26 protein-coding genes are annotated in these 25791 nt (G+C 46.6%); 18 read left to right on the forward strand and 8 right to left on the reverse strand.

The genetic code is table 11. The annotated features are described in order from the left end of the window. Window positions 1-32 precede the first annotated feature (32 nt). Window positions 33-878 (forward strand): sensor histidine kinase, encoded by an 846-nt coding sequence (locus tag ACXAD8_RS13540; protein WP_475229535.1) that lies wholly within the window; start codon window positions 33-35, stop codon window positions 876-878. On the opposite strand, the gene ACXAD8_RS13545 is transcribed toward ACXAD8_RS13540, so the two are convergent. From ACXAD8_RS13545 to ACXAD8_RS13555, 3 genes are read right to left on the reverse strand one after another with little or no spacing between them, the layout of a single operon-like run. Next, complete coding sequence (locus tag ACXAD8_RS13545) at window positions 875-1261, reverse strand: VOC family protein (RefSeq protein WP_475229538.1); 387 nt, start codon at window positions 1259-1261, stop codon at window positions 875-877. The genes ACXAD8_RS13540 and ACXAD8_RS13545 overlap by 4 nt on opposite strands. Before the next feature lie 30 nt (window positions 1262-1291). After that, on the reverse strand, window positions 1292-1810 hold the full coding sequence (locus ACXAD8_RS13550; protein ID WP_475229540.1) for a GNAT family N-acetyltransferase: 519 nt from the start codon (window positions 1808-1810) through the stop codon (window positions 1292-1294). Then, a complete protein-coding gene (locus tag ACXAD8_RS13555) occupies window positions 1807-2451 on the reverse strand; it encodes a gamma-glutamylcyclotransferase family protein (protein WP_475229542.1) in 645 nt (214 codons plus the stop codon). The genes ACXAD8_RS13550 and ACXAD8_RS13555 overlap by 4 nt, the downstream gene beginning before the upstream one ends. 72 nt (window positions 2452-2523) lie before the next feature. Between ACXAD8_RS13555 and prmA the strand changes: the two genes are divergently transcribed. The 6 genes from prmA (at window position 2524) to ACXAD8_RS13585 (ending at window position 9387) form a co-directional block, all read left to right on the forward strand. Then, window positions 2524-3402: a 50S ribosomal protein L11 methyltransferase gene (prmA, locus tag ACXAD8_RS13560; RefSeq protein WP_475229545.1), complete on the forward strand. Its 879-nt coding sequence runs from the start codon at window positions 2524-2526 to the stop codon at window positions 3400-3402. Between the two features lie 143 nt (window positions 3403-3545). Continuing rightward, window positions 3546-4556 (forward strand): tRNA dihydrouridine synthase DusB, encoded by a 1011-nt coding sequence (gene dusB / locus ACXAD8_RS13565; protein WP_475229548.1) that lies wholly within the window; start codon window positions 3546-3548, stop codon window positions 4554-4556. A gap of 28 nt (window positions 4557-4584) precedes the next feature. Beyond that, entirely contained in the window at window positions 4585-4878 is a 294-nt protein-coding gene (fis, locus tag ACXAD8_RS13570; RefSeq protein WP_229531026.1) for a DNA-binding transcriptional regulator Fis, read from the forward strand. Window positions 4879-4991: 113 nt separating this feature from the next. Continuing rightward, window positions 4992-6569 (forward strand): bifunctional phosphoribosylaminoimidazolecarboxamide formyltransferase/IMP cyclohydrolase, encoded by a 1578-nt coding sequence (gene purH / locus ACXAD8_RS13575; RefSeq protein WP_475229551.1) that lies wholly within the window; start codon window positions 4992-4994, stop codon window positions 6567-6569. A gap of 473 nt (window positions 6570-7042) precedes the next feature. Next, complete coding sequence (locus ACXAD8_RS13580; protein WP_475229554.1) at window positions 7043-8251, forward strand: hypothetical protein; 1209 nt, start codon at window positions 7043-7045, stop codon at window positions 8249-8251. After that, window positions 8251-9387, forward strand: coding sequence for a nucleotidyltransferase family protein (locus ACXAD8_RS13585; protein ID WP_475229556.1), 1137 nt, complete (start codon window positions 8251-8253; stop codon window positions 9385-9387). Before ACXAD8_RS13580 ends, ACXAD8_RS13585 begins: the two co-directional genes overlap by 1 nt. 111 nt (window positions 9388-9498) lie before the next feature. On the opposite strand, the gene ACXAD8_RS13590 is transcribed toward ACXAD8_RS13585, so the two are convergent. After that, complete coding sequence (locus ACXAD8_RS13590) at window positions 9499-10170, reverse strand: alpha/beta hydrolase (RefSeq protein ID WP_475229558.1); 672 nt, start codon at window positions 10168-10170, stop codon at window positions 9499-9501. A gap of 193 nt (window positions 10171-10363) precedes the next feature. Between ACXAD8_RS13590 and gmk the strand changes: the two genes are divergently transcribed. The 5 genes from gmk (at window position 10364) to trmH (ending at window position 14835) form a co-directional block, all read left to right on the forward strand. Further along, window positions 10364-11005, forward strand: a complete 642-nt coding sequence (gmk, locus tag ACXAD8_RS13595) for a guanylate kinase (RefSeq protein ID WP_475229561.1) — start codon at window positions 10364-10366, stop codon at window positions 11003-11005. A gap of 158 nt (window positions 11006-11163) precedes the next feature. After that, window positions 11164-11439 carry a DNA-directed RNA polymerase subunit omega gene (rpoZ, locus tag ACXAD8_RS13600; RefSeq protein ID WP_475229564.1) on the forward strand — a complete coding sequence of 92 codons (276 nt, stop codon included), beginning with the start codon at window positions 11164-11166 and terminating at the stop codon, window positions 11437-11439. A 109-nt stretch (window positions 11440-11548) separates the two neighbouring features. Further along, window positions 11549-13675 (forward strand): bifunctional GTP diphosphokinase/guanosine-3',5'-bis pyrophosphate 3'-pyrophosphohydrolase, encoded by a 2127-nt coding sequence (spoT, locus tag ACXAD8_RS13605; RefSeq protein ID WP_475229567.1) that lies wholly within the window; start codon window positions 11549-11551, stop codon window positions 13673-13675. 13 nt (window positions 13676-13688) lie between these two features. After that, on the forward strand, window positions 13689-14075 hold the full coding sequence (locus ACXAD8_RS13610; protein ID WP_475229570.1) for a RidA family protein: 387 nt from the start codon (window positions 13689-13691) through the stop codon (window positions 14073-14075). A gap of 13 nt (window positions 14076-14088) precedes the next feature. Next, the gene (gene trmH / locus ACXAD8_RS13615; protein WP_475229572.1) at window positions 14089-14835 is read left to right on the forward strand and encodes a tRNA (guanosine(18)-2'-O)-methyltransferase TrmH; all 747 of its coding nucleotides are present in this window, start codon (window positions 14089-14091) and stop codon (window positions 14833-14835) included. A 678-nt stretch (window positions 14836-15513) separates the two neighbouring features. Here the strand turns inward: trmH and ACXAD8_RS13620 are convergent. Then, window positions 15514-15996 carry a helix-turn-helix domain-containing protein gene (locus tag ACXAD8_RS13620; protein ID WP_475229574.1) on the reverse strand — a complete coding sequence of 161 codons (483 nt, stop codon included), beginning with the start codon at window positions 15994-15996 and terminating at the stop codon, window positions 15514-15516. A 115-nt stretch (window positions 15997-16111) separates the two neighbouring features. Continuing rightward, window positions 16112-16927 (reverse strand): DUF4437 domain-containing protein, encoded by an 816-nt coding sequence (locus ACXAD8_RS13625; protein ID WP_475232963.1) that lies wholly within the window; start codon window positions 16925-16927, stop codon window positions 16112-16114. Window positions 16928-17120: 193 nt separating this feature from the next. Between ACXAD8_RS13625 and ACXAD8_RS13630 the strand changes: the two genes are divergently transcribed. Further along, window positions 17121-17756: a peroxiredoxin-like family protein gene (locus tag ACXAD8_RS13630; RefSeq protein ID WP_475229577.1), complete on the forward strand. Its 636-nt coding sequence runs from the start codon at window positions 17121-17123 to the stop codon at window positions 17754-17756. Window positions 17757-17779: 23 nt separating this feature from the next. Here ACXAD8_RS13630 and ACXAD8_RS13635 read toward each other — a convergent pair whose 3' ends face one another. After that, the gene (locus ACXAD8_RS13635; RefSeq protein ID WP_475229580.1) at window positions 17780-18589 is read right to left on the reverse strand and encodes a substrate-binding periplasmic protein; all 810 of its coding nucleotides are present in this window, start codon (window positions 18587-18589) and stop codon (window positions 17780-17782) included. A 172-nt stretch (window positions 18590-18761) separates the two neighbouring features. Here ACXAD8_RS13635 and recG point away from each other — a divergent pair, with 172 nt between their 5' ends. From recG to ACXAD8_RS13655, 4 genes are all read left to right on the forward strand, one after another. Continuing rightward, window positions 18762-20837 carry an ATP-dependent DNA helicase RecG gene (recG, locus tag ACXAD8_RS13640; protein WP_475229583.1) on the forward strand — a complete coding sequence of 692 codons (2076 nt, stop codon included), beginning with the start codon at window positions 18762-18764 and terminating at the stop codon, window positions 20835-20837. Window positions 20838-20938: 101 nt separating this feature from the next. Further along, window positions 20939-21685 (forward strand): class I SAM-dependent methyltransferase, encoded by a 747-nt coding sequence (locus ACXAD8_RS13645; protein WP_475229586.1) that lies wholly within the window; start codon window positions 20939-20941, stop codon window positions 21683-21685. Between the two features lie 228 nt (window positions 21686-21913). Next, the gene (locus tag ACXAD8_RS13650) at window positions 21914-22606 is read left to right on the forward strand and encodes a substrate-binding periplasmic protein (protein ID WP_475229588.1); all 693 of its coding nucleotides are present in this window, start codon (window positions 21914-21916) and stop codon (window positions 22604-22606) included. A 51-nt stretch (window positions 22607-22657) separates the two neighbouring features. Beyond that, window positions 22658-23131 (forward strand): redoxin family protein, encoded by a 474-nt coding sequence (locus ACXAD8_RS13655; RefSeq protein WP_475229590.1) that lies wholly within the window; start codon window positions 22658-22660, stop codon window positions 23129-23131. A 37-nt stretch (window positions 23132-23168) separates the two neighbouring features. Here the strand turns inward: ACXAD8_RS13655 and ACXAD8_RS13660 are convergent, their stop codons facing one another. Then, window positions 23169-24269, reverse strand: coding sequence for an RNA polymerase sigma factor (locus ACXAD8_RS13660; RefSeq protein WP_475229592.1), 1101 nt, complete (start codon window positions 24267-24269; stop codon window positions 23169-23171). Between the two features lie 113 nt (window positions 24270-24382). Between ACXAD8_RS13660 and ACXAD8_RS13665 the strand changes: the two genes are divergently transcribed. Beyond that, window positions 24383-25564: a BaiN/RdsA family NAD(P)/FAD-dependent oxidoreductase gene (locus tag ACXAD8_RS13665; protein ID WP_475229595.1), complete on the forward strand. Its 1182-nt coding sequence runs from the start codon at window positions 24383-24385 to the stop codon at window positions 25562-25564. Window positions 25565-25791 lie beyond the last annotated feature (227 nt).

Genomic DNA, 25791 nt, shown 5'->3' on the forward strand with positions numbered 1-25791 from the left:
ACAATTTCAATTTCGGTCAACGGAGCCCTGTTATGCAGGATAATCCCATCAGCAGCTTTATCGCTAAGGCCAGTACTGCGCCACAGGAGCAAAGTGCCGAATTGTTGCAGCAGGCCATTGCGCTGTTAACCGAGCAAGCAAAGTCACAAGCTCAGCCACTGCTACCCAGTCAGCTCCCGCCCAGCAAAAAAGCCATCGAAAAAGTCTGCCGGGGAATTGGCCATGACTTTAACGGCATACTAGCCAATATTCGGGGCATGGTGGAAATCACCCAGATGATGTCAGCGGACGCACCAGAACAGGTAAAATCTGCCTTTGATAAAATTCTCGCCATGGTGGAAAGAGGGCATCACGCATCAGAGCTAATCCGTTGTTATGGCAAGGTACATGATTGCCAAAAAAGCCAGTTTGAATTGAGTGCTTTTATGAAGCGGGCAGTCAATGATGTCAGGATCCATCTGGATATCCCGTTTCAGCTGCCTTGCACTAAACCAGAAAGTGTTGAGGTGATCATGGATTCCGGACAACTGGAAATACTGCTGATGCAGTTGGTTAAAAACGGTTTTGATGCATTACAGGATGCTTCCGTCAACACCTCAACAGAGGAAAAACACCTGACCATCAATGTCGCAATAACGCCCGATAACAAACTGCAATTAGAAGTACACAACAAAGGCAAAGCCATTGCGAATGAGGTGGGAGAAAAAGTCTACGAGCCATTTTATAGCACCAAAAAGGTGGGCCGTGGCCTTGGTCTGGGGTTAAGCATAGTGAAGCAAATTGTGATGAACCACGATGGGGAAATTAGTTATAGTAGTTCTGCTGAGCAAGGCACCACCTTTACCTGCGTGCTGCCGGTGCTCGTTACTGGAAATTAACGCTTCTGAATCAAATCCCATTTGTTACCAAAGCAATCTTCAAAGACAGCCACTATGCCGTAGGGTTCTTCCCGAGGGCTTTCTAAAAAGTTCACGCCTTTATCCAGCATGGCAGCATGATCCCGATAAAAGTCATCAGTTTGCAAAAACAACCAGACCCGATCAGCCCCCTGTTTACCCACCAGCGCCTGTTGCGCTTCATTGCCGGGTTGAGCCAGCACAATTTGGGTTTCTTTGGCGCCTTTTGGACGCACTGTGACCCAGCGTTTACGACCCTGGTCAATATCCTCAAGCAGTTCAAAGTTTAATTTTTGGCAGTAAAAGTCAATCGCTTCATCGTAATCTGAAACTATGATACTAACGGCAGATAAGCATTGTTGCATGATAAAATTCGCTTTAGGTAAATGACGGGATTATAACGTGAGCCGATACAGATCGGTGTCTTTATTTGGGTCAAAGTACGGCAGTTTTTTTAAATAACTAAAACCCAATTTTTTCAGCAGCGCGATAGAGGCCGCATTTTCTGGCGTTACCAGGGCATCAATATAAGGCCATTGCGCTTGTTGCCGGACGTTTAGTAATAAACCCTCACAGGCCTCAAAAGCATACCCTTTACCACGAGCGATGGGCAAGAAGGCGAAGCCGATATCGGGAGAATCCAGATTGTCTCGTTTCAGCAAGCCACAAGTACCGACAAATTCACCGCTGAGGCTGTCGCGTACCGCCAATACCCCAAAACCAAACTCCCGGTACATACGTTGCGGACCGTTTTTAATATAGGCTTTGGCACTAACCAGATCGAACACCCCACGATCACCAATATATTTTTGCCAGTCTGGATCCAGATTCAACGCCAGAATGCCCGGCGCATCCTCAAGGGTTAAGGGCCTGATCTGCAGACGACTGGTGTCAAAACTCATGTATGGGCTCATAGTTCCTCTTTGCGCAATGCTAAAACTCCGGCAGATTGCAATAACTCATCAATGCGACGCTGCATTGTATTATCAATATTGGCCAAACGAGGATAACGCGGTTTATGACGATCGTTTATCCAATGTGCCTCCCAGCCATAGGTCTTTTCAATGAACTCTAGCGCAAAGTCCTCATCGACATGCTCCAGACAACCGGATAAACAGGTATCCACATAGGTTTGATAAATGGGATGGGACTGGCTGGCAGCGGCCGGAGCACTCACCTGACAAATCCAGATAACTGCATCCACCAGACTCTCCGCTATATCCATATGCCCGGCAGCTCCATGAAGTTGCAGGTTTGCATTGTCTACCTGCACAAAGTGATAACTTTGTTCCCGCTGTCTTAACTCTGGGGTAATTTCCGCCACAGGTACCAACATGCCATTCACTTGCTGCGCATCGGAACCCGGCAATACGCCCACACAGGTATAACTTTTGTCCGGACAGCACATATTCCAGGCCCGTCGCCAGCCGGAAATCTTGACGGGTATCGCGTCCGCATCTATCTGGCTATAGCGAAAACGGCTGTCATGGCTCATCAAACTACCGTACCCCACAACATAGTGCTGTTGCTCACTTGCTTTTTTCTGCTTCGACAAAAGGCTATCCGTTATCATTCGTTGTATAATGACAGGCAGTAAATCAGATGAAAAATAAGGATTCAAGAATTCATGCCCTGGATTCAGTTAAAAATTGATGTCACCGAGAAAGATGCCGAGGCGGTTTCTTCATTAATGACTGGCAACGGCGCGCAGGCAGTTACCTATACCGATGCCAAAGACAGTCCGTTGTTTGAACCCAAGCCCGGCGAACTGGTGCTCTGGCCCAATACCACGGTTATCGGATTGTTCGAAGCAGACCATGATATGCAAGGGGTAATTCAGAGAATGACCCAGAGCAAAGTGCTGGGTGAAGAATTCAGTTACAAACTAGACCAGTTGGAAGACAAAGACTGGGAAAGAGAGTGGATGGATAACTTCAAGCCGATGCAATTTGGTGACAAGTTGTGGATCTGCCCCAGTTGGTGTGACATTCCCGATCCCAATGCCGTTAACATTATGCTGGATCCCGGCCTTGCCTTTGGTACCGGTACTCACCCCACCACCTCTTTATGTCTGCAATGGCTGGATAAACAAGATCTGTCTGATAAAACCGTGCTGGATTTTGGCTGCGGCTCCGGCATCTTAGGCATCGCCGCTATTAAATTAGGGGCTAAGCGCGTTATCGGGGTGGATATCGATCCCCAGGCGCTGCAAGCCACTCAAGAAAACGCCAGACGCAACCAATGCGAGCAAGATTTTGAGCTTTATTTGCCTGAAGACCAACCTGATGAACCGGTTGATCTGGTGCTGGCTAATATATTAGCTGGGCCTTTGCGGGAGTTGCGGGAATTAATTAGCGGCCAATGTAAATCTGGTGGTCAGCTGGTTTTATCCGGTATTTTGGAAAGCCAAGCTGCGGAACTCAACACACTCTACAGCGAATTTTTTGACATGGATGAACCGCAGTTCCTGGACGAATGGTCAAGATTAAGTGGCAAAAAACGATAAAAAGCGCTGTCAACCCGCTTGACGTCAAAAAAAAGTACAATTTGTTTAAAATCTAGCCTTTTCAAACGAGAAAAAAGTCCGTACACTTAGCGCCCTTTTGAGGACTTGGGTATTTTTTACACAGTTTTGTACAAGAGTCGGTAATGCAAATAGCACAATTTAAACTCGCTAGTAATGTGTTGCTTGCCCCGATGGCTGGCGTAACTGACCGCCCCTTCAGACAGCTTTGTCATCGTCTGGGGGCCGGGTTAGTGGTTTCAGAAATGTTATCCAGTAACCCTGACGTGTGGAAATCTCAAAAGTCTCAACAACGCATGAACCACGACGGTGAAACCGGCATACGATCCGTTCAGATCGCAGGCTCGGAACCTCACCTGATGGCTCAGGCTGCACAGTTTAACGTGCAGAACGGCGCCCAGATTATTGATATCAATATGGGGTGTCCGGCAAAAAAAGTGAATAAAAAGCTGGCGGGGTCCGCTTTACTGCAATACCCCACACTGGTGGAAGAAATTATTAGTGCCGTTGTCGCTGCTGTGTCAGTGCCGGTGACATTAAAAATTCGCACCGGTTGGAATACCGAAAATCGTAATGCTGTAGAAATCGCCAAAATTGCTGAGCGCAATGGCATTCAGTCACTGGCGGTACATGGTCGCACCAAGGCCTGTATGTACAAAGGTGAAGCAGAATACGACACCATCAAGGCAGTAAAGCAGGAAATATCCATCCCAGTAGTGGCTAACGGTGATATTACCACGCCGGAAAAAGCCAAATATGTTCTGGATTACACCGGGGCAGACGGCGTAATGATTGGGCGAGGAGCTCAGGGCAATCCCTGGATTTTCAACGCCATTAATCATTACCTGACTACAGGCACTCAACTTCCCGCGCCTGCGCTGTCCGAAGTAAGGGATGTGCTGATTGAGCACATTCAGAACGTTCACCAGTTTTATGGTGAACTGATGGGAGCAAGAATTGCCCGCAAACATGTGGGTTGGTATTTAGCGGAGCATGATTCCAAATCATTCCGCCGGGCTTTCAATGCCATCGATGATGCACAGCATCAGATTGAGGCGTTGCAGGCATTTTTTGAAGAGCTGACGATTGAACAGAACGAAGTTAACAACACTTCAACTGATTCAGCGGCAGCATAAACTAACCAGGAAAAGAGCAAGACGGTATATGTTCGATCAAAACGTTACATCTCCATTCACAACTACAGTAACTACGCCTTCTCAAACACAGGCTCAAAAGCCTCTGCGTGATTCTGTAAAACAGGCTGTTAATAAATATCTTAAGCAATTAGACAACACTGACATCGACAACTTGTACGATTTGGTATTGGCTGAAGTTGAAGCGCCTTTGTTGGAAGAGATCATGACTTACACTCGTGGTAACCAGACTCGTGCAGCACTTATGATGGGTATCAACCGTGGTACTCTGCGCAAAAAATTAAAGCAATACGGCATGAACTAAGCCGAATTGACTATACTATTGAAAAGAGCACCTTAGGGTGCTCTTTTAGTTTTTCCTCCACTATTCCTGACTATTTAGTCAAAACCAACTGAGTCATTAAGGTAGCTGTTTAAATGGAAACACCTAAACCTATTCGTCGCGCCCTGTTAAGCGTTTCAGACAAAACCGGAATCGTAGAATTTGCCAAAGCACTGGCTGAGCGTGATGTCGCCATCCTGTCCACTGGCGGTACTGCTAAATTGCTCGCTGAAAATGGCCTGCAGGTCACCGAAGTATCAGAATACACCGGCCATCCGGAAATCATGGCTGGACGGGTTAAAACCCTGCACCCTAAAGTACACGGCGGAATCCTGGGTCGCCGTGGACAAGACGAAGCAGTCATGGCTGAGCACGGTATCGATGCGATTGATATGGTTGTAGTGAATCTGTATCCCTTTGCTCAAACTGTAGCAAACGACGATTGCACATTAGAAGATGCCATTGAGAATATCGATATCGGTGGTCCGACTATGGTGCGTGCAGCAGCTAAAAACCATAAGGATGTTGCCATTGTGGTCAATGCGGCCAGATACAACGACATCATTGCGGAAATGGACAACAATCAGGGTTCCCTCAGTTACAACACCCGTTTTGATTTAGCTATTGCAGCTTTTGAGCACACAGCGCAATACGACGGCATGATTGCTAACTATTTTGGCACTGCGGTATACGGTGAAGACAGCACCACGCAATTTCCACGTACTTACAATCAGCAGTTCATTAAAAAGCAGGATCTGCGTTACGGTGAAAACAGCCATCAGGAAGCAGCTTTCTATGTTGAAACAAACATTCAGGAAGCGTCTGTTGCCACAGCGCAGCAGTTGCAGGGCAAAGAGCTGTCTTACAACAACATTGCCGATACCGATGCCGCACTGGAATGTGTTAAAGAGTTCGAGCAACCAGCTTGTGTGATCGTGAAACACGCTAATCCATGTGGTGTGGCCCTGGGTGACAACATTTTAGAAGCCTATGACCGCGCTTTTAAAACCGACCCCACTTCAGCCTTTGGTGGCATTATTGCCTTTAACAAAACTCTGGACAAAGACACTGCTCAGGCCATTATCGACCGTCAGTTTGTGGAAGTGATCATTGCTCCCGCCGTATCTGATGATGCCAAAGCGGTGTTGGCCGCCAAGCAGAACGTACGGGTTCTGGAATGCGGTGAATGGCAAGGACAGCTAACCGACGAGCATGACATCAAGCGTGTTAACGGTGGATTATTAGTGCAGGAGCGGGATTTTGGCATGGTGGAAAAAGACGATCTGCAAGTCGTATCCAAGGTACAACCAACCGAAGAGCAATTGGATGATTTGTTGTTTGCCTGGAAAGTTGCTAAATACGTAAAATCCAATGCTATCGTTTACTGCAAAGACAAAATGACCATTGGTGTGGGTGCAGGCCAGATGAGCCGGGTTTATTCTGCCAAGATAGCCGGAATTAAAGCAGCCGATGAGAATCTGCAAGTGGCCGGTTCAGTAATGGCTTCTGACGCCTTCTTCCCGTTCCGTGATGGTATTGATGCTGCTGCCGAAGCAGGCATTAAAGCGGTAATTCAACCAGGTGGTTCTATGCGTGACGAGGAAGTCATTGCCGCAGCAGACGAACACGGTATCGCCATGGTGTTTACCGGTATGCGCCACTTCAGACACTAAGCCTTAGCATCAAACGAGACATCGACCGGCTGTCATCGCCGGTTGTTTTTATTGATACCATGAATACAGTTCAAATATCCTGGCTTAAAAAAACAAATTGGGCAACCGTAATCCATGCCAGTAAAAAGCCTTGGATGTGAGTTCCATTTATGAGAATCTAAACCTAAAACCAACTTAAAAAGTGCATGGAAAACGAAACCAAATCTCATAAAAGACCAACATTGAAGAGTACACCAAGTGACTCGAAAACATTGTCGCCTGTAAAACAGGACGCTGTAAAACAACTCCAAGATGGACGCAGAGAGTTGCTCAAAAAATTGGGGAATTCAGCAGCTATGGTACCCGTCAGCATTGCACTTGTTTCAATGGAAGCGAAAGCATGCAGTTTTTCTTGTTAACGGATACAGTCCTGTTCAGAATTCCAGTTAAAATTCATGCATGAGCACGTTTTATCTTCAAATCGCTTTGAGGCATTGTTAGTTGATGGACATTTGTTAGTCTATGACAAAGGTCTAAACATCTGCGAATTATTGAATCAATCAGCCGCTGTACTGTTTTTACTGCTTGCGGAAAATGGAACTGACATAACAAACTTATTGCATGAAGCAAACCAACTATTGCCAAAACTATCACTCGATTCGTCACATATTGACGGCATTTTGGGCGCTTGGCGTGACAGGGACTGGATTAGACTCTGCGCAAATAATAAATATGAAATCAATGATTGCAAAGGCGAATCGCTGACTTCATCCTGGCCACTTAGAAACGTAAAACGCGAGCCCGGTAGAACCATACCAAGCAAAACTAAAGCCCAACACAGAGGCAGTACAATAATCTGTCTAAATGGCTTAGATTACATTCAAGTCAACTTCTACCAAGCGTCGGGAAAAACTTTATGTCCTCAAGCGATTCCCAGATTACAGGCAATACTTAAGGGCGTCGCTGCCCCTGTACTTAAAACGCCTTCATTGAGCATTGATTTTTGTGTTGAAGCACATCAGGCAATCATTTCTACAGCGCAATACACGTACAATATCGTTGATGAAAGTTATGCCTTGTCGACTTTAGCTACGGAATTGTTGCGTTATAGCTATGGAAAAAATGGCATGATACTGTCTGCCCATGCTGCGGGGATCGGCAAACACGGTAGTCAGATCCTTCTCCCTGCCCAATCGGGTGCCGGTAAAAGTACGCTGACAGCTTCACTCGTTGCAGATGGTTGGCAGTATTACGGTGATGACGTTGTTGCTTTGAGGCAAACAGAGGCGAATTATTGGCAAATATTACCTTTCACAACAGCAATTGGCGTAAAGCCCGGCTCCTGGCCCATATTGAAACAGAGCTATCCTGAGCTCAAACAAATAAAAATAACAGACTACGCTGGCAAAAAAGCGAAATTCTTACCCGTAAATAGTTGTTCCTCTAATCATTGGCAAACCGGTCGAATATCAGCCATTGTGGTGCCAAAATACAAGCAAAAGTCAAACGCACAACTTCGCAAACTAAGTGTTCGAGAAACTGTCTCGAAATTTTTGTTGTCTGGCGTTTCATTCATGCACGACGTTGAAGATAAAACTCACAACTTGCGTACTTGGCTCAACTGGCTTGAATCGACCCCCTCATATGAGTTGATCTTTGATGATTACAACGAAGCACAACCATTGCTGGAGGGTATTTTGTAATGTTTTTTCCGCAGAATAATCAATTGCACTGGGAATCGGCGGTAAAAACGCTTTGTGACTTAATAAATCCATTCACAGAAAAACAAGAGGTGAATTTTAATCATCTTGACTGGGATCGTTTAATTGCAATCGCTGATTTAACGCACGTGTTACCGGAACTTTATCAAGGGGTTGTCAAACATGAACTTTTAGAACAAGCCCCATTGCAAATTCAAACGTTGTTAGTGGGAGTATACGACTATTTAGTGCAGCGCAATCAATTGGTTAGGCAGCAATGCGATGAAATCACCTTGGCATTCAATGCACAAAATATCAAACCCATTTGGCTAAAAGGTGCCGCCCTGTTGCATCTAGATGATTGGACAGAAAACACACGAATAATGAACGACATTGATTTATGGGTGCCAGATACTCGACAACAACAAAAAGCCATAGCCATTCTCAATGAAATCGGTTACATCAACAAACAAGATCATGAGTTATGGAACGAATCACACCACTATTCACCATTTTTTCATCGCCAACGCATATCCACTGTAGAGTTGCATAAGCATGTGATCAGGCCGAGCCTAAAAAAATTGCTATCAAATCAAGAATGTGAAAACGGCATTCAATACTTTAGGCGAAAAACAACGTTAGCTGAAGACGTGTTTGACGGTAGTATTGTAGATTCTGGAACGCTTGAGTTTGGTATTTTAAGTACCGAACATCGCATGATCCAAAGTTTCGTCCAATGTACGCTTATGGCTTCACCTGTTCTGGATACAGGACTCATTCGCATGATGAAAGTAGTCGACCTATTGCGCATAATGAAACAGGCCGAAGCCGATCGTTTGCCGCCAAAATTGATTAACACATTAAAAGCACAATCTGAATGGCATGAGGTTGTAGCCCAGTTTAGCTATTTTTTGGAAAACCAGTTCAACATCCCAAATGCGTTTTCCGCTAACCCTGAATTTCAACGCAAGTTTTACCAATTTATATCCGATGCTGATAACCCAAAAAGATTTGTACGACGATTTGCTCTATTTCGTTGGCCAGCCACCCCGCTGAAAAAATTAGCCAGCTCCCCATTGCTGCTATACCGAGGCATTGTTTCCAGGGTAAAAATGTTAATGACCGGGAAACTCTATTAATTTTACATCTCAGTGTAGCTGGTAATTTTGACAACCTGGTACATCAGCAGAAAACAGGCCCTGTGATGTATCAATGTTCTTAGCATTTAAAGTAAGCAGCAAAATTGAAGATTAACGCAGCACGTCTTGCAACCAGATTGCGATATCTTGCAGTTGTTGCATATGGACATTGTGCTGCATGGGATACTGCTCCCAACGGGCAACAAAGCCAGCCTCTTTAAGATTCATGTAAGCCGATTTCCCCAACGCGATTGGCACCATCTCATCATAAGCACCATGAGAGGCAAAAAACGGCGTATCTTTGTTGCTATCCTGCCAGTCTTCGCGGGTTTGATCAGCATCACACATATAGGTTGACAGGGTTAAAACCCCGGCGAGTTTCTGCTTTAGGCGTAGCGCCAAATAATAAGCAATGACGCCACCTTGAGAAAAACCCGCCAGGACAATGCGTTCCGGTGCAATACCATTGGCAATCTCTCTTTCCAAAAGCTGTTCAACTTGTGCCGCAGAACGTTCAACTCCCGCCATATCAGCGCGGTCTTCAAAAGATAAGGTTTTGATGTCATACCAGGCGCGCATTTCCATGCCGTTGTTGATAGTGACTGGAATAACCGGAGCATGTGGAAACACAAAACGCACCGCCAATTCATCAGGCAACCCAAGTTGAGGTACGATGGGAGCAAAGCCATTGCCCGAGTCACCTAACCCATGCAGCCAAATGACCACGGCTTCTGCAGTTTTTGAAGGGTTAACCTCAACGTAAGGTAATAATTCATTGGACATAGTGTTTCCTTTAAGGTGTTCCTGGCAAGATTATTCTGCTTTTTTATACTTTATTGTTATTATTAAATTTTGTTTGATGCGCATTGGTCAGCTCATAGCTTATCCGAGCCCGGCACAACTAAGAAGCAAATTATGCTAAGATTGCGCGCCAGTGACCAGTCCGAAACCCGAATTTTTTAAGAAAAGACGAGATATGTCCAATACACCCGGAAATTTATATATTGTTGCGGCCCCTTCAGGTGCTGGCAAATCAAGTTTGATCAAGGCCTTTTTAGAAAATCACGCCGATAAAGAGCACCCGGCTCAGGTTTCGGTTTCCCATACCACCCGAAATCCAAGACCAGGTGAAATAGATGGCAAACACTATCACTTTGTCAGCAAAGAAACCTTTCAGCAACTGATCAAAGAAGAAGCCTTTTTCGAATGGGCACAAGCCTTTGACAACTATTATGGCACGGCTAAACGCAATATCACCGAAACCCTGCAACATGGTGTAGACGTGTTTCTGGACATTGAGTGGCAAGGTGCCCGTCAGGTAAAAGCACTGCTACCTGACACCAAAACTATTTTTATCGCACCTCCTTCCAGAGAAGAGTTGCGCAAGCGCCTTAAAGCCAGAGGCCAAGATTCCGATGAAGTGATTGAAAAACGCATGGCTCAGGCGGTATCGGAAATCTCTCATTACCACGAGTTTGATTACATCATAATAAATGATGATTTTGATACCGCATTGGCAGAACTGGAAGCCATAGTCTGTGCCAATCGTTTGCGCAAAGAGAAACAGGTACTGCGTTATCAGACGTTATTCTCTTCGCTATTGGATGAAGCACAATAAAAAGTGCTTAACAATTGAGCTTTATGCTTGGCAAACGCCCGCCAAGCCAGTAAACTACGCAACCTTTTTCAAAAGCAGCGCTTGCATAGCTTGATTTTGAAAAACCAAGTATTCATTATTTCCGTATAACAATACGGTAACCCGACTCGGAGAAACAGATGGCACGTGTAACTGTAGAAGATGCAGTAGATAAAGTAGGCAGTCGCTTTGACCTGGTTTTAGTTGCGGCACGTCGTGCGCGTCAATTGGCAACTGAAGGTAAAGAGCCACTGGTACCCGCCAGCAATGACAAACCTACCGTTCTTGCATTACGCGAAATTGAAAAAGGTTTGATCAATTCTGAGAGCATGGATCAGGCTGATATCCAGGAACAACAAGAAGCAGAGCAAGCAGAATTTGCATCTGTAGCCAGCATTCTTGCCGATCAGCCATAAGCGATCATCCAACTTTGCCTAAATGCTGAGCAGCTTCAGCATTTAGGCTTTGCATCCTGCTAAAATCCTCGTATTCTGTCACTATGTTTTACTAAAAGACCGCGCTCAGTTGTACTTATTCGAGGGACTAAAACTTAAAATCGCCAATTATCTACCGCCCGAAGAGGTTGAACTGGTAGAGCAGGCTTATATTGCTGCACGCGACGCTCACGACGGGCAACAGCGCTCCAGCGGCGATCCGTATATTACCCATCCCGTAGCGGTGACCGGCATTCTGGCCGATATGCGCATGGATCACGAAACCCTGATGGGCGCATTGCTCCACGATGTCATTGAAGACACCCATCACGACAAACAAAGCCTGACCAAACAATTTGGTGAAACCGTTGCCGAACTGGTAGAAGGGGTTTCCAAGCTGGATAAGTTTAAATTCAGCAGCAAAGAAGAAGCCCAGGCAGAAAATTTCCGCAAAATGATGATGGCGATGGTGGAAGATATCCGCATCATCCTGATTAAGCTGGCAGACCGTACTCATAATATGCGCACACTCGGAGCCTTGCGCCCTGATAAGCGCCGTCGTATCGCCAGAGAAACCCTGGAAATCTACGTGCCCATTGCCAATCGCCTGGGTATCCACGAAATTAAAAATGAACTGGAAGATTTGGGTTTTCAGGCCATGTACCCCATGCGCCATCGGGCATTGAAGTCTGCGGTTAAACAGGCCAGAGGCAACCGTCGCGAAATCATTGAGAATACCCGTCAGGAAATCATCAGTCGCCTCGAAGAAAAACAAATTCCAGCGGAAGTGAGCGGACGGGAAAAACACCTTTATTCCATCTATCGCAAGATGAAGAATAAAGAACTGATGTTTAACCAGATCATGGACATCTACGCCTTTCGGGTAATCGTCAATACGGTTGATGATTGTTATCGGGTTTTAGGCAGTATGCATGGCTTGTACAAGCCAATCGAAAACCGTTTTAAAGATTATGTGGCCATTCCCCGTACCAATGGTTACCAGTCATTGCATACCTCACTGATTGGCCCCCACGGTATTCCGGTGGAAATTCAGATCCGTACCCGCGATATGGATGAAATGGCCGACAAAGGTGTGGCAGCACACTGGATGTACAAAGATCAGGGCAAAGCCACCAAAAGTACCGCTCAGGCTCGTGCCAGAAAGTGGATGCAATCACTACTGGAATTACAGCAAAGCGCCAGCAGTTCTTTTGAGTTTATCGAAAACGTCAAAGCCGATTTATTCCCGGACGAAATCTACGTATTTACGCCGGACGGGCGCATCATCGAGTTACCCATGCAGGCTACTGCGGTGGATTTTGCCTATGCAGTGCATACCGATGTAGGTAACTCCTGTGTTGGTGTGCGGGTAGACCGCAAAACCTATTCGCTGAATAAACCGCTGATGAACGGTCAGACTATCGAGATCATCACCTCGCCCAGGGCCAACCCCAATGCCAACTGGCTTAACTTTGTCGTTACCGCCAAGGCCCGTACTCAAATTCGCCAATATCTGAAGCGGCAACACGCCGAAGAAGCCATTCAGATGGGCAACCGGCTATTGCGCCATGCGCTGGGTAAAATCAAGCTGGATGACATTCCCGAAGAAGACAAAATTCGGGTGGTGCAGGAAACCCAACACGACAACTTTACCTCGTTGCTGGAAGATATAGGCCTGGGCAACGAATTGAGCGCGATTATCGCCCGCCGACTGATTGGCGACTCTCAGGACAGCGATATGCTCAATGATAAAAACAAAAATATCGCTATCAAAGGTACAGAGGGCTTGTTAGTCAGTTACTCTCCCTGTTGTCATCCCATCCCGGGAGACGAAATTTTAGCGGTACTCAGTCCGGGCAAAGGCATACTGATCCATCAGATTGGTTGTCGCAATATCCGTAAATTGCGCAAAGAAGAGCCGCAGCGAGTATTACCCATGCAATGGGAAGAACACACCAGTGGTGAGTTTAAGGCTGCTGTGCGCATAGAGCTGATAAATCGTCAGGGCACCCTTGCGACTCTCACCAATACAGTATCGTCGGCAGATTCCAATATCATCAGCCTACAGACTGAAGAAAAAGAAAGTAATATCTATTACATCGACTTAGAGCTGACTTGTCGCAATCGGGTACATCTGGCGAATGTATTGCGCAGAATTCGCAACATGCCGGAAGTCCAGTCGGTGTCGCGTCACAGTAAAACCAAAAGCACAACTTAAGAGAACACAGTTCATGTCCAGAGAGATTATTCATACTGAAAACGCCCCAAGGGCGATTGGCACATACAGTCAGGCAGTTAAAGTGGGAACCACGGTTTATTTGTCTGGCCAAATCCCGCTTGTACCTGAAACTATGGAAATGGTTTCCGACGACTTTGCAGAGCAGGCACAGCAGGTATTTAAAAACCTCACCGCAGTTTGCGAAGCCGCCGGTGGCTCTCTACAGCAAATGGCAAAGGTAAACATTTTCCTGACTGATCTGAGCAAGTTCGCCATCGTAAATGAAATTATGAGTCAACACTTTGAGCAACCTTACCCGGCACGTGCCGCTATAGAAGTGGCAGGACTTCCCAAGGGTTCTCAAATTGAAATTGACGGCGTATTGGAGCTGGTAGACTAAGCCAGTTCGTTTCGTGATTCAGGAAAGATTCCAACGCATCAAATCCGTGCTGCAAAAACGCCAGACGGATTTGACCGTGTGTCTGGAGCATGTCCACAAGCCTCAAAATGTCTCAGCGATTCTGCGAACCTGCGACGCAGTAGGCATTCACGAAGTCAGTATTGTCTGGAACGAGCACACCTATTTCAGAAAGGGAACCGCCATGGGTACCCAACGCTGGATAAAGCATCTGAAACACCAAAGCATCGACGCCGCCCACCAGCACTTTAAACAGCAAAGCATGCAGGTGTTAGTCACCAACCTGTCGCAAAAATCTGTCGATTTCAGAGAAATTGACTATACACGCCCCACCGCCATAGTGATGGGTCAGGAAAAGTACGGCGCCAGCGAAGAGGCCATCGCATTGGCCGATCAGGAAATCATTATTCCCATGATGGGTATGGTGCAATCACTGAATGTTTCGGTGGCATCGGCACTGATTTTATACGAAGCGCAACAGCAGCGACAAAAAACCGGTTTGTACGATAAAGTCAGTATCTCAGACGAAGATCTCAACGCCCTCTTATTTGAAGGCTGTCACCCAGCCCTTTACGCTCAGGCCAAAGCCAAAAACCTGCCCATACCAACAATGGATGACAAGGGCGAAGTTAAGGCCTCAGAGCAGTGGTGGCAAGCCATGCAGCTTAGTCCTGATGCCATACCTGAGGAAACATCAAGGTCACAAACTTCAGTTAAAAACGATTTGTTCTCCAATATTTAATACCTCAAATCTGATTCCTAAGCGACCCAGGATAAGAACATAAATGCTCGTTTAATGACCATAGTGTCCAGAAACAAATTAATTTTCATTTAGAGCTATAGCATAACAGATTCGATTACGCCGCAATTTGTTCGGAGTGCTGAACCTAAACTCCTTTTACGCGCATTAAAATGCGACATCAGTTAAAACAACGATGAGAGGTATCAGGGATATAGCTAATGTCGGTTTTGCAAGGGGAAAAATCGGCAAGTCATACAATGGGGACGGTATTTTACAGCTGTATCAAATGGACAGTTCGTTGCTCTTGTCAGATTTTTCTTAGGGGCGCTCCCCTAAAACCCCCCTTTGCCCATGGCGCGAGAAAACATAAGCCTCAAGTGCAGAACCAGAAGACCGTCAATGAAAGCACATCCCTGTACTTGCATCGACTCTGGCAACATCCTTGTTGCCAATCCTCGGGTTTTATCTGCACTTTAGCCTTATCTCGCGAATGGGCCTGATTTGACCGGACTTCGAACACTACAATGACTGGTAAATCAACAAAGTTTGAATGGATCTCATGTTTGAATTTTACACAAATCAGCCAGAGGTTTGCTGGAAGGCTATTTTTATAACGCTTCTGAAAGCCCTTTACCTGCCGGCCGATTTTATTTGCACAAAATAGGTAATGATTAAGCGTCAAATTGCATTACTGGGCGACTTTACTTTGTCGTACCAAATACCATAGCGATCTCCCTGCCATTTTAACAGGGTGAACAAATACGCCCCGGCCAGCATAATCAGGCCACCCACTAAAGCGGCTTCCGAGAAAAGGCCGATAGCGCAGAACAGAAAACCGCTAAGGTGACACCACCATTCCGCTCTGACAGCCGCACAGCGCTGGGGTTTCAACTGTAAAAAATTAAAGATAAACCAAAGTTTTAAGAACAGAGGCAAGTTTTGCCAGTTTTCATCATGTTTATTCATTATCAAAGACTCCTGTTGCAGGGTTGCGATATCCACATCCAGAGCGGCCGCTAAACACTTCATAGACTCCAGGCTAGCATTGTGACCACTTTCGATGCGCTGAATAGTACGCACATTTAAACCAGACATTTCAGCCAGCTGCTCTTGCGACAGATGTCGACAAAATCGCAGTTCTTTTAGTATTTTGCTTTGCATTGGATGTTTCGATAATGATTAATATCCCCTCATAGTACCTCTGTCAGTGACGAAATCCCCCCGACTTTTACCCGACACCGCAACAGATAGTGCGATATTTACACTCCCGGTCGGTCTATTCAGCACTTCGTAAGACTTTCACTACTTCAGTACTTCGCACATAAAGTACCAGTGACTCCTGTGAGGAAATACTGACCTGATGAGCAAATCGGCCGGAAGATGCAAAGTAACTTCCCTTTGTCAGAGATGTTTCTTGTGTTGTTTCAGAGGACTGATAATTCAAATTGCCCGAAACCACAATTGCGCGAAATTCCTCAGCATCAGTGTGCAGCATGCCTTTGAAACCAGCAGGAATTTGAAGTAAAGCACCGCGCAACTTGCCGGGCTGAACAACTCCCCATAACCAGGCGACTTCTGAATCTGAATCCGGCATCGTTTGCCACACCAGATTATTACGGTGCACATTTACTGGTCGCTCACCATTGTCAAATTGCGTGTCTGCGGGTTTTACCAGATAAGGACCAGCATCGATCTCCAAATAAATCATGTTGTCTTGCCCATTGGCAGCGGTGATATGGTTTTCGCCAGCAGGTTGTGTCCAAAAAGACATAGGTGGCATCCACATAGTCTCAGCTTGCGGATCATCATTATGCATGGCACCAGTTAAAACCACGCCACGGTAGCTGATGTTGTGAATATGAGGCGGTGAAGCGAATCCTTTTTTAAATTTTACCAGCATCCCCGTTGCCGAGTTTTTGGTACGATCGCCCCACAAATTGGCGGCAGCAGGGCTTTGATCGCCTCGCAAGGGGTTCAGATATCCCCAATCAACTTCACCAGCACTAACCACCACTGACCACTTCTCCGCTTGCTCCGCCCAAATGGGCAGACTAACAAGCCAATATAAACCTAAAAATCCCCAGATCCTCATCAAAGTGTTCTCCCTTAATGTTTTGAAAGCAATCAAGGTCAATATTAACTTTTACAAAATTAATGATAATCAAGATTAAATAAGAATCTGTATCAATAATTAATTGATAATGATAAGAACGTTGTGTTTATTGAAAGCAAAGTGGTTTATTCCAGGTCCATGCAAGGTATGTATTATCTATTAAGGTTTCTCGATGAAAAAATTTTCACTTTTTGCGCTATTTTGTTTATTTAATTTTTCCGTGCTGGCTACCGGCACAGATCAGATTGCGGCTTCGGCCGAACAAGTCCGTCCGCTGCTTAATGGCCAGTCTTTGCCGGATGTTACCCTGTATAACCTGAAGGACGAGCCGGTAAAACTACAGGAACTGATCAAACACAAACCTACGGTACTGATTTTTTATCGCGGTGGTTGGTGCCCCTATTGCAACGCCCAACTTGCCGGACTTAAGGATATTGAACGTAAGATCATGGAACAGGGCTATCACATAGTAGCTATATCCCCGGATTCACCAAGCAGATTGAAAGAGCAGGCAGTAGACAGTGATTTTGAGGTAACCTTGTTATCTGATAAGGACTTCTCGGTGAGTAGTGCCTTTGGCATCGGCTTCTTTTTACCGGATGACGTCGCCAATCGCTACCGCGATAAAATGGGAATCGAATTTGTTGCCCTGGATGGCACCAGCAAAGTAGCTCTGCCGGTTCCGGCGGTTTACATTGCTGATCAGCAAGGTCTGGTGCACTTCAATTACGTCAATCCCAACTTCCGGGTGCGCATTTCGCCCGAGTTACTCTATCAGGCCGCCAGAACGCTCGACCTGGCAAAATAATAAAGCAGGCCATTAATGGAGCGCTACTGCACACTGTTGTTGATAATGCGCTCCACCGTTCCGTTTTTTTTCAGGTCAATGATAGAGCGATTTATCGCTTGCAACAGATTGGCATCTACCTGCTTATTAAAAGCAATGCTGACAGGCAACTCCGCCAGTTTAAGCTGAACTTTGATCTGATCATTGTTACCGGGTAGGTGACGCAGTTGATACCTGATGATATCCAGGGAGTAAGCTATCGCATCCACCCGCTGTTTTATCAGCATTTGCAGCAATTCTTTAGAGCTGAGTACATGGGTCAGATGAATTTCACCTGGCCCTTTATCTTTGAGTAACCGCTCGCCAATATCATCTCTCACCACACCAATCACATACTGGCTAATCTGGTCTAAGTGGGTAATTTCCAGTGCACTGCTCTTTAATGAGATCAGTGCAATTTGCTCAGTGAACAAAGGCTCGCTCAGCTTGAATAAATTATCGCGCTCAGGCGTATAGGCCATGGTCAACAATGCCGCTTGATGATTATTACTAATCTCTTTTACGGCCCGCGCCCAGGGAAAAACCAGCACCTGTTTGTCTCGATTAAAAGGCACTTTATAATCTAAAAAGATTTGCTCCAGGATATCTACCGCAATGCCTTTAATCTGGTTATTCTCCAGATAGTGATAGGGAGGATATTGTTCGGTTACCCATAACATCTGGTTGACTGTTTCAGCCAGCTGCGGTGATGGCTCACCATCTGGCAACGCTTGCACCCTGACAACCAAGGTACACAGCGTTAAAGCCGCTGCAAAACTAAAATAAACGGTTAAACGACGAAACAAACTACTCAAAGGATTACCTTGTTATTATTCTCTATGACACCTCCTACTATAGACAATTTCGTGACGAAGTGTGTCATCTGAACAGGATCCGCTGTTTTTTAACAAACAACTGGTTTTTTATTCAGTATTATTAGACACTTAAGCCATTGAATAAGTACTTACGGGAATATACGCTGTTCAGATGCAATCTCTTTCGATAAAACCCGTATCGGAATTAAAAGGCGTCGGCGCCAAAGTGGCCGAGAAACTCGATGGTCTGGGACTGAAAACCGTTCAGGATGTGCTGTTTCACCTACCTCTGCGCTATGAAGACCGTACCCGTATTTATCCAGTAGCCGATCTGAAACCCGGCGTGTCCGCGGCAATCATTGCCGAAGTTAAGCGCGCTAATATCAGTTACGGTCGCAAACGCACCCTGGTGGTCACTGTGGCCGATCAGACCGGCTCTGTCACCCTGCGCTTTTTTTACTTTTCTGCCGCCCAAGCCAAAAACATGACCGAAGGCACACTGCTGCGCTGTTTTGGCGAAGCCCGCCCGGGTAAACACGGGCTGGAAATGGTGCATCCCGAATATCGCATACTCAGTAACGAAGCAGATCAACAGGTAGAAGAAACGCTGACTCCTGTGTATCCCACCACCGAAGGGATAAAACAACTGACCTTGCGCAATCTCACCGAAGAAGCCCTTAAGCTTTTAGATAAAGGCGGACTGGCGGAACTGTTACCGGATGGTCTATATCCCAAACAGCTAAGTATGAAACAGGCCCTCAGAGTAGCACACCGCCCCACGCCGGATATTGCGGTCACTGAGTTACTGGAAGGCAAACATCCGGCCCAGGAAAGGCTGATACTGGAAGAATTACTGGCTCATCACCTCAGCGTGCTAAAAGTAAAACATCAGACCCAGGCTGATCCTGCTATCAGCATCCCCAGGTCACAACAGCTCTTACCCGGCTTTTTACAAAGCCTGCCCTTTAAACCAACAGGTGCCCAACAAAGAGTGGGCAGTGAAATAGAAAAGGACCTGGTACTCAATCGTCCCATGATGCGCCTGGTACAAGGAGATGTGGGCTCAGGTAAAACTCTGGTGGCCGCCATTGCTGCACTACACGCCATTGAGCAGGGCTTACAGGTGGCATTGATGGCCCCCACAGAAATTCTGGCTGAACAGCATTTTATTAATTTTAGCCAGTGGTTTGAGCCGTTGGGTATCTCCTGCTCCTGGCTGGCGGGAAAACTAAAGACCAAAGAGAAAAATCAGGCCTTGCAGCAGATTGCCGATGGCAGTGCTCAATTGATTGTGGGAACCCATGCTCTGTTTCAGGAACAAGTGCAATATCAAAAGCTGGCTCTGGTGATCGTAGATGAACAGCACCGCTTTGGCGTACATCAACGACTGGCACTAAGGGAAAAAGGCGAAGTGTATGGTTACTTCCCCCACCAGCTCATCATGACCGCCACTCCCATTCCTCGGACCCTGGCGATGACGGCCTATGCTGATCTGGAAACCTCGATTATCGACGAGTTACCGCCGGGTCGCACACCGGTTAAAACAGTGGTATTGCCTGACTCTCGACGCGGCGAGATAATTGAACGAATCCGCTCGGTTTGCCATGAACAAAAGCGCCAGGTGTATTGGGTTTGCACCCTGATTGAAGAATCCGAAACCCTACAATGTCAAGCAGCTGAAGACACCAAAGTGATCCTGCAAACTGCCCTGCCAGACCTAAATATTGGCCTGGTCCATGGTCGGCTAAAGCCAGATGAAAAACAGGCGCTGATGCAGGCCTTTAAACAGGGGGAGCTGGATTTACTGGTTGCCACTACGGTTATCGAAGTGGGCGTCGATGTGCCCAACGCCAGTCTGATGATTATCGAAAATGCCGAACGCCTCGGCTTAGCACAACTGCATCAGTTAAGAGGCCGGGTTGGACGCGGCGGCGTTGAAAGTCATTGTGTGCTGATGTATTCCAGTCCCTTATCCAAAACTGCGCAACAGCGCCTTGGCGTATTGCGGGAAAGTAACGATGGCTTTGTCATAGCACAAAAAGACCTGGAGATACGCGGCCCTGGTGAATTGCTAGGTACCCGGCAAACCGGTCTGGCCAATATGAAGATTGCCGATTTGGTGCGGGATGCCTGGCTAATACCGCAAGTGCAAAAAATCGCTAGCCATTTGTGGCAGCATCACACGGCCAATGCCAACGCCATTATTAATCGCTGGCTGCCCTATAAAGAGAAATACGGTAATGCCTAGCTGCAACCTCGTCGGAATAAATTCCGACCTACCAAATACACCTGTGGTTGAATCAGGCAATCCATTCGGAATAAATTTCGACCAGGCTAGAGAGCTTAGCCATGACCACTAGAATTCCATTATTTTCTGAGGCAACCGAGTTACCAGTGTTTCTGCGAGACGCCAGATTTGACCTCGTTAACACGCCGCCCGAAGGCCTGGCGTTGGTTTTCGAAGATAACAAATTGGGTTTAAAAGATTTCGCGCAACCAAAAGTGGGCGCAGTTATGGTGGATTTTACCGCTGACGCTATCGCCTGGCGTGCTAGTCGCAGCAGTATCAAAAATGAAGCCATAGCAAAAGCAATGGGTTTAAAAGGCAACAGCGCAACCCGCATTGTTGATGCAACAGCAGGGCTGGGACGCGATAGTTTCATGCTCATGACATTAGGCGCACAAGTCACCATGCTGGAGCGTTCTCCCGTTGTAGCTGCGTTACTTCAGGATGGCCTACGCAGAGCGCAGGCATCCGGACAATTTTCCACTGATTTTACAGAGCGACTGCGGTTTATGCCGGGACAGGCAAGCGAATTACTACAGAACTGGCAAAGTGAGGCACCCGAGGCCATTTATCTCGATCCCATGTTTCCTCACAAGAAAAAGTCGGCTTTGGTGAAGAAAGAAATGCGGATTTTCCAGCAGTTGCTGGGACATGATGAAGATGCGGACAACTTATTGGCCCCTGCTCTGGAACTTGCCCAAAAAAGAGTCGTAGTTAAGCGGCCAGATTACGCGCCATATTTGGCAGATACTGCGCCCAGTATGCAGATAAAAAGCAAAAAGCATCGCTTTGATGTCTACCTGAAATAATGCCTCCTGCGCAATACCCAGAACTTTAATTTAGTGCCCAATTCTGAGCGCTTTTTGTTCAGCAATTCAGTTGGTTATTCGTATTTCCTGACTATACTAACAGTTAATCACTGCCTAAATTGTGTGCAAAGTATGAGGTTGTCAGTCAATAAGTTACGACAAACTATCAGCTCGCTCGTACTCCTGTTGTTGTTTGGCATTCCTGTTCAGGCACAGGAGTCTCCATTTTTGCAATTACAGCTAGCCACAGAAGATTATGCTCCCATGAACTACTTCGAAAGTGGTCGTTTCAAAGGGATTTCCATCGATTTACTGAAACTCATCTGGCAACGGGAAGGGATAAAAGCGGAACCGGAGATTGTGCTCTACCCGTGGGCAAGAGCCTATTTTGAATTGCAAAATCGCGAAAACTTTGTGTTATTTGCGGTAGCCCGAATTCCCTCAAGAGAATCCTTATTCCAGTGGGCCTGCCCGATTGTTGATACCCACTATATTTTATTGGCGAAAAAATCCAGCCAGATTGAAATCTACTCTGCCGCAGATCTGGAATATTACACCATAGGCACGGTGCGCTCAGATGTCAGTGAGCAGGCGCTGTTATCCATCCTCAACAAACCATTTAATATTTTAAGCAATACCAGCATGCGTCCCAACCTGGAATTAATGGACAAAGGCCGGGTGCAACTCATCGCCTACGACGAACTGGGCGCTCCCCAGATGTTACGCAATGCAGAGCGCAACCCCGAGGATTTTGAGAGTGTCTTTACTGTTGCAGATTCGCAAACCTGTTTCGCCTTCAATAAACAGGTAGCGCCTGAGGTCATCAATCGCTTCCGCCGACATCTGGATGCGATTGTAAAAACCGGGCAGCATCGTCAGATTGTGCAACGCTATTATGGCGGCACGAAGAGTTTGAATTAAACGACATTTCCGGCTACCTTGCAGGTTCCATATCTCAATCAGGAAAAATCCATGCTTAAAGTCGGTGATACCCTACCAGAACATACATTCATGTTGCGTGAAAATGACGAAAGCTCACAACCCACTACAGATGATTTGTTTGCCAACAAAAAAGTGGTGATGTTTGCTGTCCCAGGTGCCTTCACTCCCACCTGCTCGCAGGCTCACTTGCCGGGCTTTGTAGTACACGCCGATGATATTAAAGCCAAAGGCGTAGACAGCATCATTTGCATTTCAGTCAACGATGCGTTTGTGATGGAAGCCTGGGGCAAGGCGTCCAACGCCGAGCATTTAACCATGCTGGCCGACGGTGATGGTGAATTCAGTGAAGCTATTGGGCTGGCGAAACAAACCGGTAAATTTGGTGGTATTCGCAGCTTGCGTTACGCCATGATTGTGGATAACAAGGTAGTTACCCATTTAGCGGTAGAAGAAGCCGGTAAGTTTGAAGTCAGCAGCGCCGAAGCCATCCTGGCTGCTCTGTAAAGCTCGTATTCAAAGGTGATAGTTGGCATTGGGCCAACTATCCCAATACCAGCCGACCACTGTTGATAAGACCTATTATCATGGCCCCAAATCCGACACCTGCGCCCAACAAAAGACCAACCCAACCCGCAACAAACTGCCGTGAATCACTCTTGATTACCCCCGTTTTGATTAACTTCATCAGGGCGCGTTGCTGCACCGTTAAACCCACTATCAAAACAGCATAAACCAGCACCGGTATTAACCAACCGTGGCTGAATGCATACGCCGCAACAAATAAAACGCTACACAGCAACACCCAGCCTGCTTGCCCTCTGGCGTGTTTCCTGAGCAACAGCTTTTGCTGCTCATCAGAAAGCTTTCGCTGAGTTAGCCAGGCCGCAAAAAATATTGCAGCAATGGCAGTCAGCCCCCCCAATAGGGCACCACCACCCAGAGCGAGCATCTTAAACAGACCGCTGGATTGTGAGGCACTACCTGACGCAATACTGGCAGCAGCAGGGAGACTGGTGGTAATGCTGGAAGTGATCAGGGCCGTAAATCCTGCAGTAGGAACAGTAGCCAGTAACTGCTCACCAATAGTTTCCAACAGTTCCTTTTTAACCTTTGCGCGAATGCGACGTAACTTTTGTCTGACATTCGCTTCCGTTAAATCCAGCAATTGCGCCACCTGACGACTGTTTTGCTGCTCCCGATAATACAAAATCAAAATATCGCGATGCTCTGGCGCTAACTCCGACACAATATTCATCACCACCCGATTTATTTGTGCTGTTTCTAGCTGCTGCAAATCGGTAGAAAGAATCTCATCTTTGAGTTCATCATCGTAAAAATCAGAGCGAAGTTCTTGCCGAGCCACTTTGTTATCACGTAGATAGTTTTTCGCCTTGTTGCGGGTAATTTGCCTGATCCAGGGGAGAAAGCTGTCAGGCGATTTTAACTCCTGAATTTGTTGCCACACGGCCACAAAGGTATTTTGCGCCACATCTTCACTGGCCTGAACATCCTGCACAATCGACAAGGCTGTGCTGGTAACCAAATTCTGTGTTTTTGATACCAGTTGAGTAAACGCCTCAATATCGCCTTTTTGTGCCAGTAGCACCTGTTCAAATAATTGTTGCTGTACTAATTCAGTCATGATTAATCTCCGGTTGCATGAGCCTACCACTAAAGGTCACCAACCGGCGGCAAAGTGTGACAAATTTTTTTTGAAGCCGCTATAATCGCCGCGTTCGAAGCTGGGGAATTATCTTGATTAAAACAGATGTTATTGTCATCGGTGCGGGTGCCGCCGGATTATTTTGTGCCGCCGAAGCAGGTAAGCGCGGTCGCTCGGTATTGTTATTAGATCATGCTAAAAAACCCGGCAGAAAGATCCTGATCTCCGGTGGCGGACGCTGTAATTTCACCAATATGTATGCCTCACCTGAGAACTTTTTGTCCGACAATCCGCATTTTTGTAAATCAGCCCTGAGCCGCTACACCCAATGGGACTTTGTAGCCCTGGTGGAAAAGTACAATATCGCCTATCACGAGAAAACCCTGGGTCAGTGGTTTTGTGATGACTCAGCTAAAGATATTGTGGCCATGTTGATGGCTGAATGTGAGCAAGGCAATGTTAAACACCAGATGCAATGCGAAATCCGCCATATCGAGAAAACCACCACCGGTTTTATGCTGGATACCAGTCATAGCCCCTACCAGTGCGAAAGTCTGGTGATTGCCACTGGCGGCTTGAGTATGCCCAAATTAGGCGCGACGCCTTTCGGTTATCAGGTAGCCGAGCAGTTTGGTTTAACCATTCGCCCCACCCGTGCGGGTCTGGTGCCCTTTACCCTGCACGACAAAGACAAGCAGGTATTGGCCGAACTCTCAGGTATTTCTGTTAATGCCAGCGCCACATGTAATAACACCTGTTTTAACGAGAATATTCTGTTTACCCACCGGGGTCTCAGTGGCCCGGCAGTACTACAAATTTCCAGTTTTTGGGAACCTGCCCAGAAGGTAGAATTCAATCTGTACCCCAATGGCGATTTACAGCAGATACTGGCAGAGAAACAGCAATCTAATCCGGATGCACAACTGGCTACCGCACTAGCACAAATCTATCCCAAGCGCTTTGTGCAGGCAGCAATCCCTTATTTCAATCTGGCCAACAAACCATTAAAACAGTTTCAGGGTAAACAACTGCAACAGGTTGCTCAGGCCTTTGAACAATGGCTGCTACAACCCAACGGCACCGAAGGCTACCGCACCGCCGAAGTTACCTTAGGCGGAGTTGATACCAAACACTTGTCCAGTAAAACCATGATGGCCAAAGACGTCGAAGGCTTATACTTTATCGGCGAAGTAGTCGACGTTACCGGCTGGCTGGGTGGCTACAATTTCCAATGGGCCTGGAGTAGTGCCTGGGTAGCGGGGCAAGAGGTTTAGTTTTTGTGTAGCGACAATAAAGTCTGATCGTTGTAACAATCACCGACGGACCGCTCTTACCGTGTTGCTGACGTAAGATTGATGACTGTTAGAGGGCTGCTTTGTGCCAGGAACTGACACTCAGGAATTTTATTGAGCCTCTTTTTTGTCATAAGGCACTCCGTCGATATTCGCTTGAAATACAAATCGTTGTTCATCGTCAAGATGACGGGCTATTAATAGTGACA

It is taken from the genome of Planctobacterium sp. AWH2_060 (genome assembly GCF_056158425.1).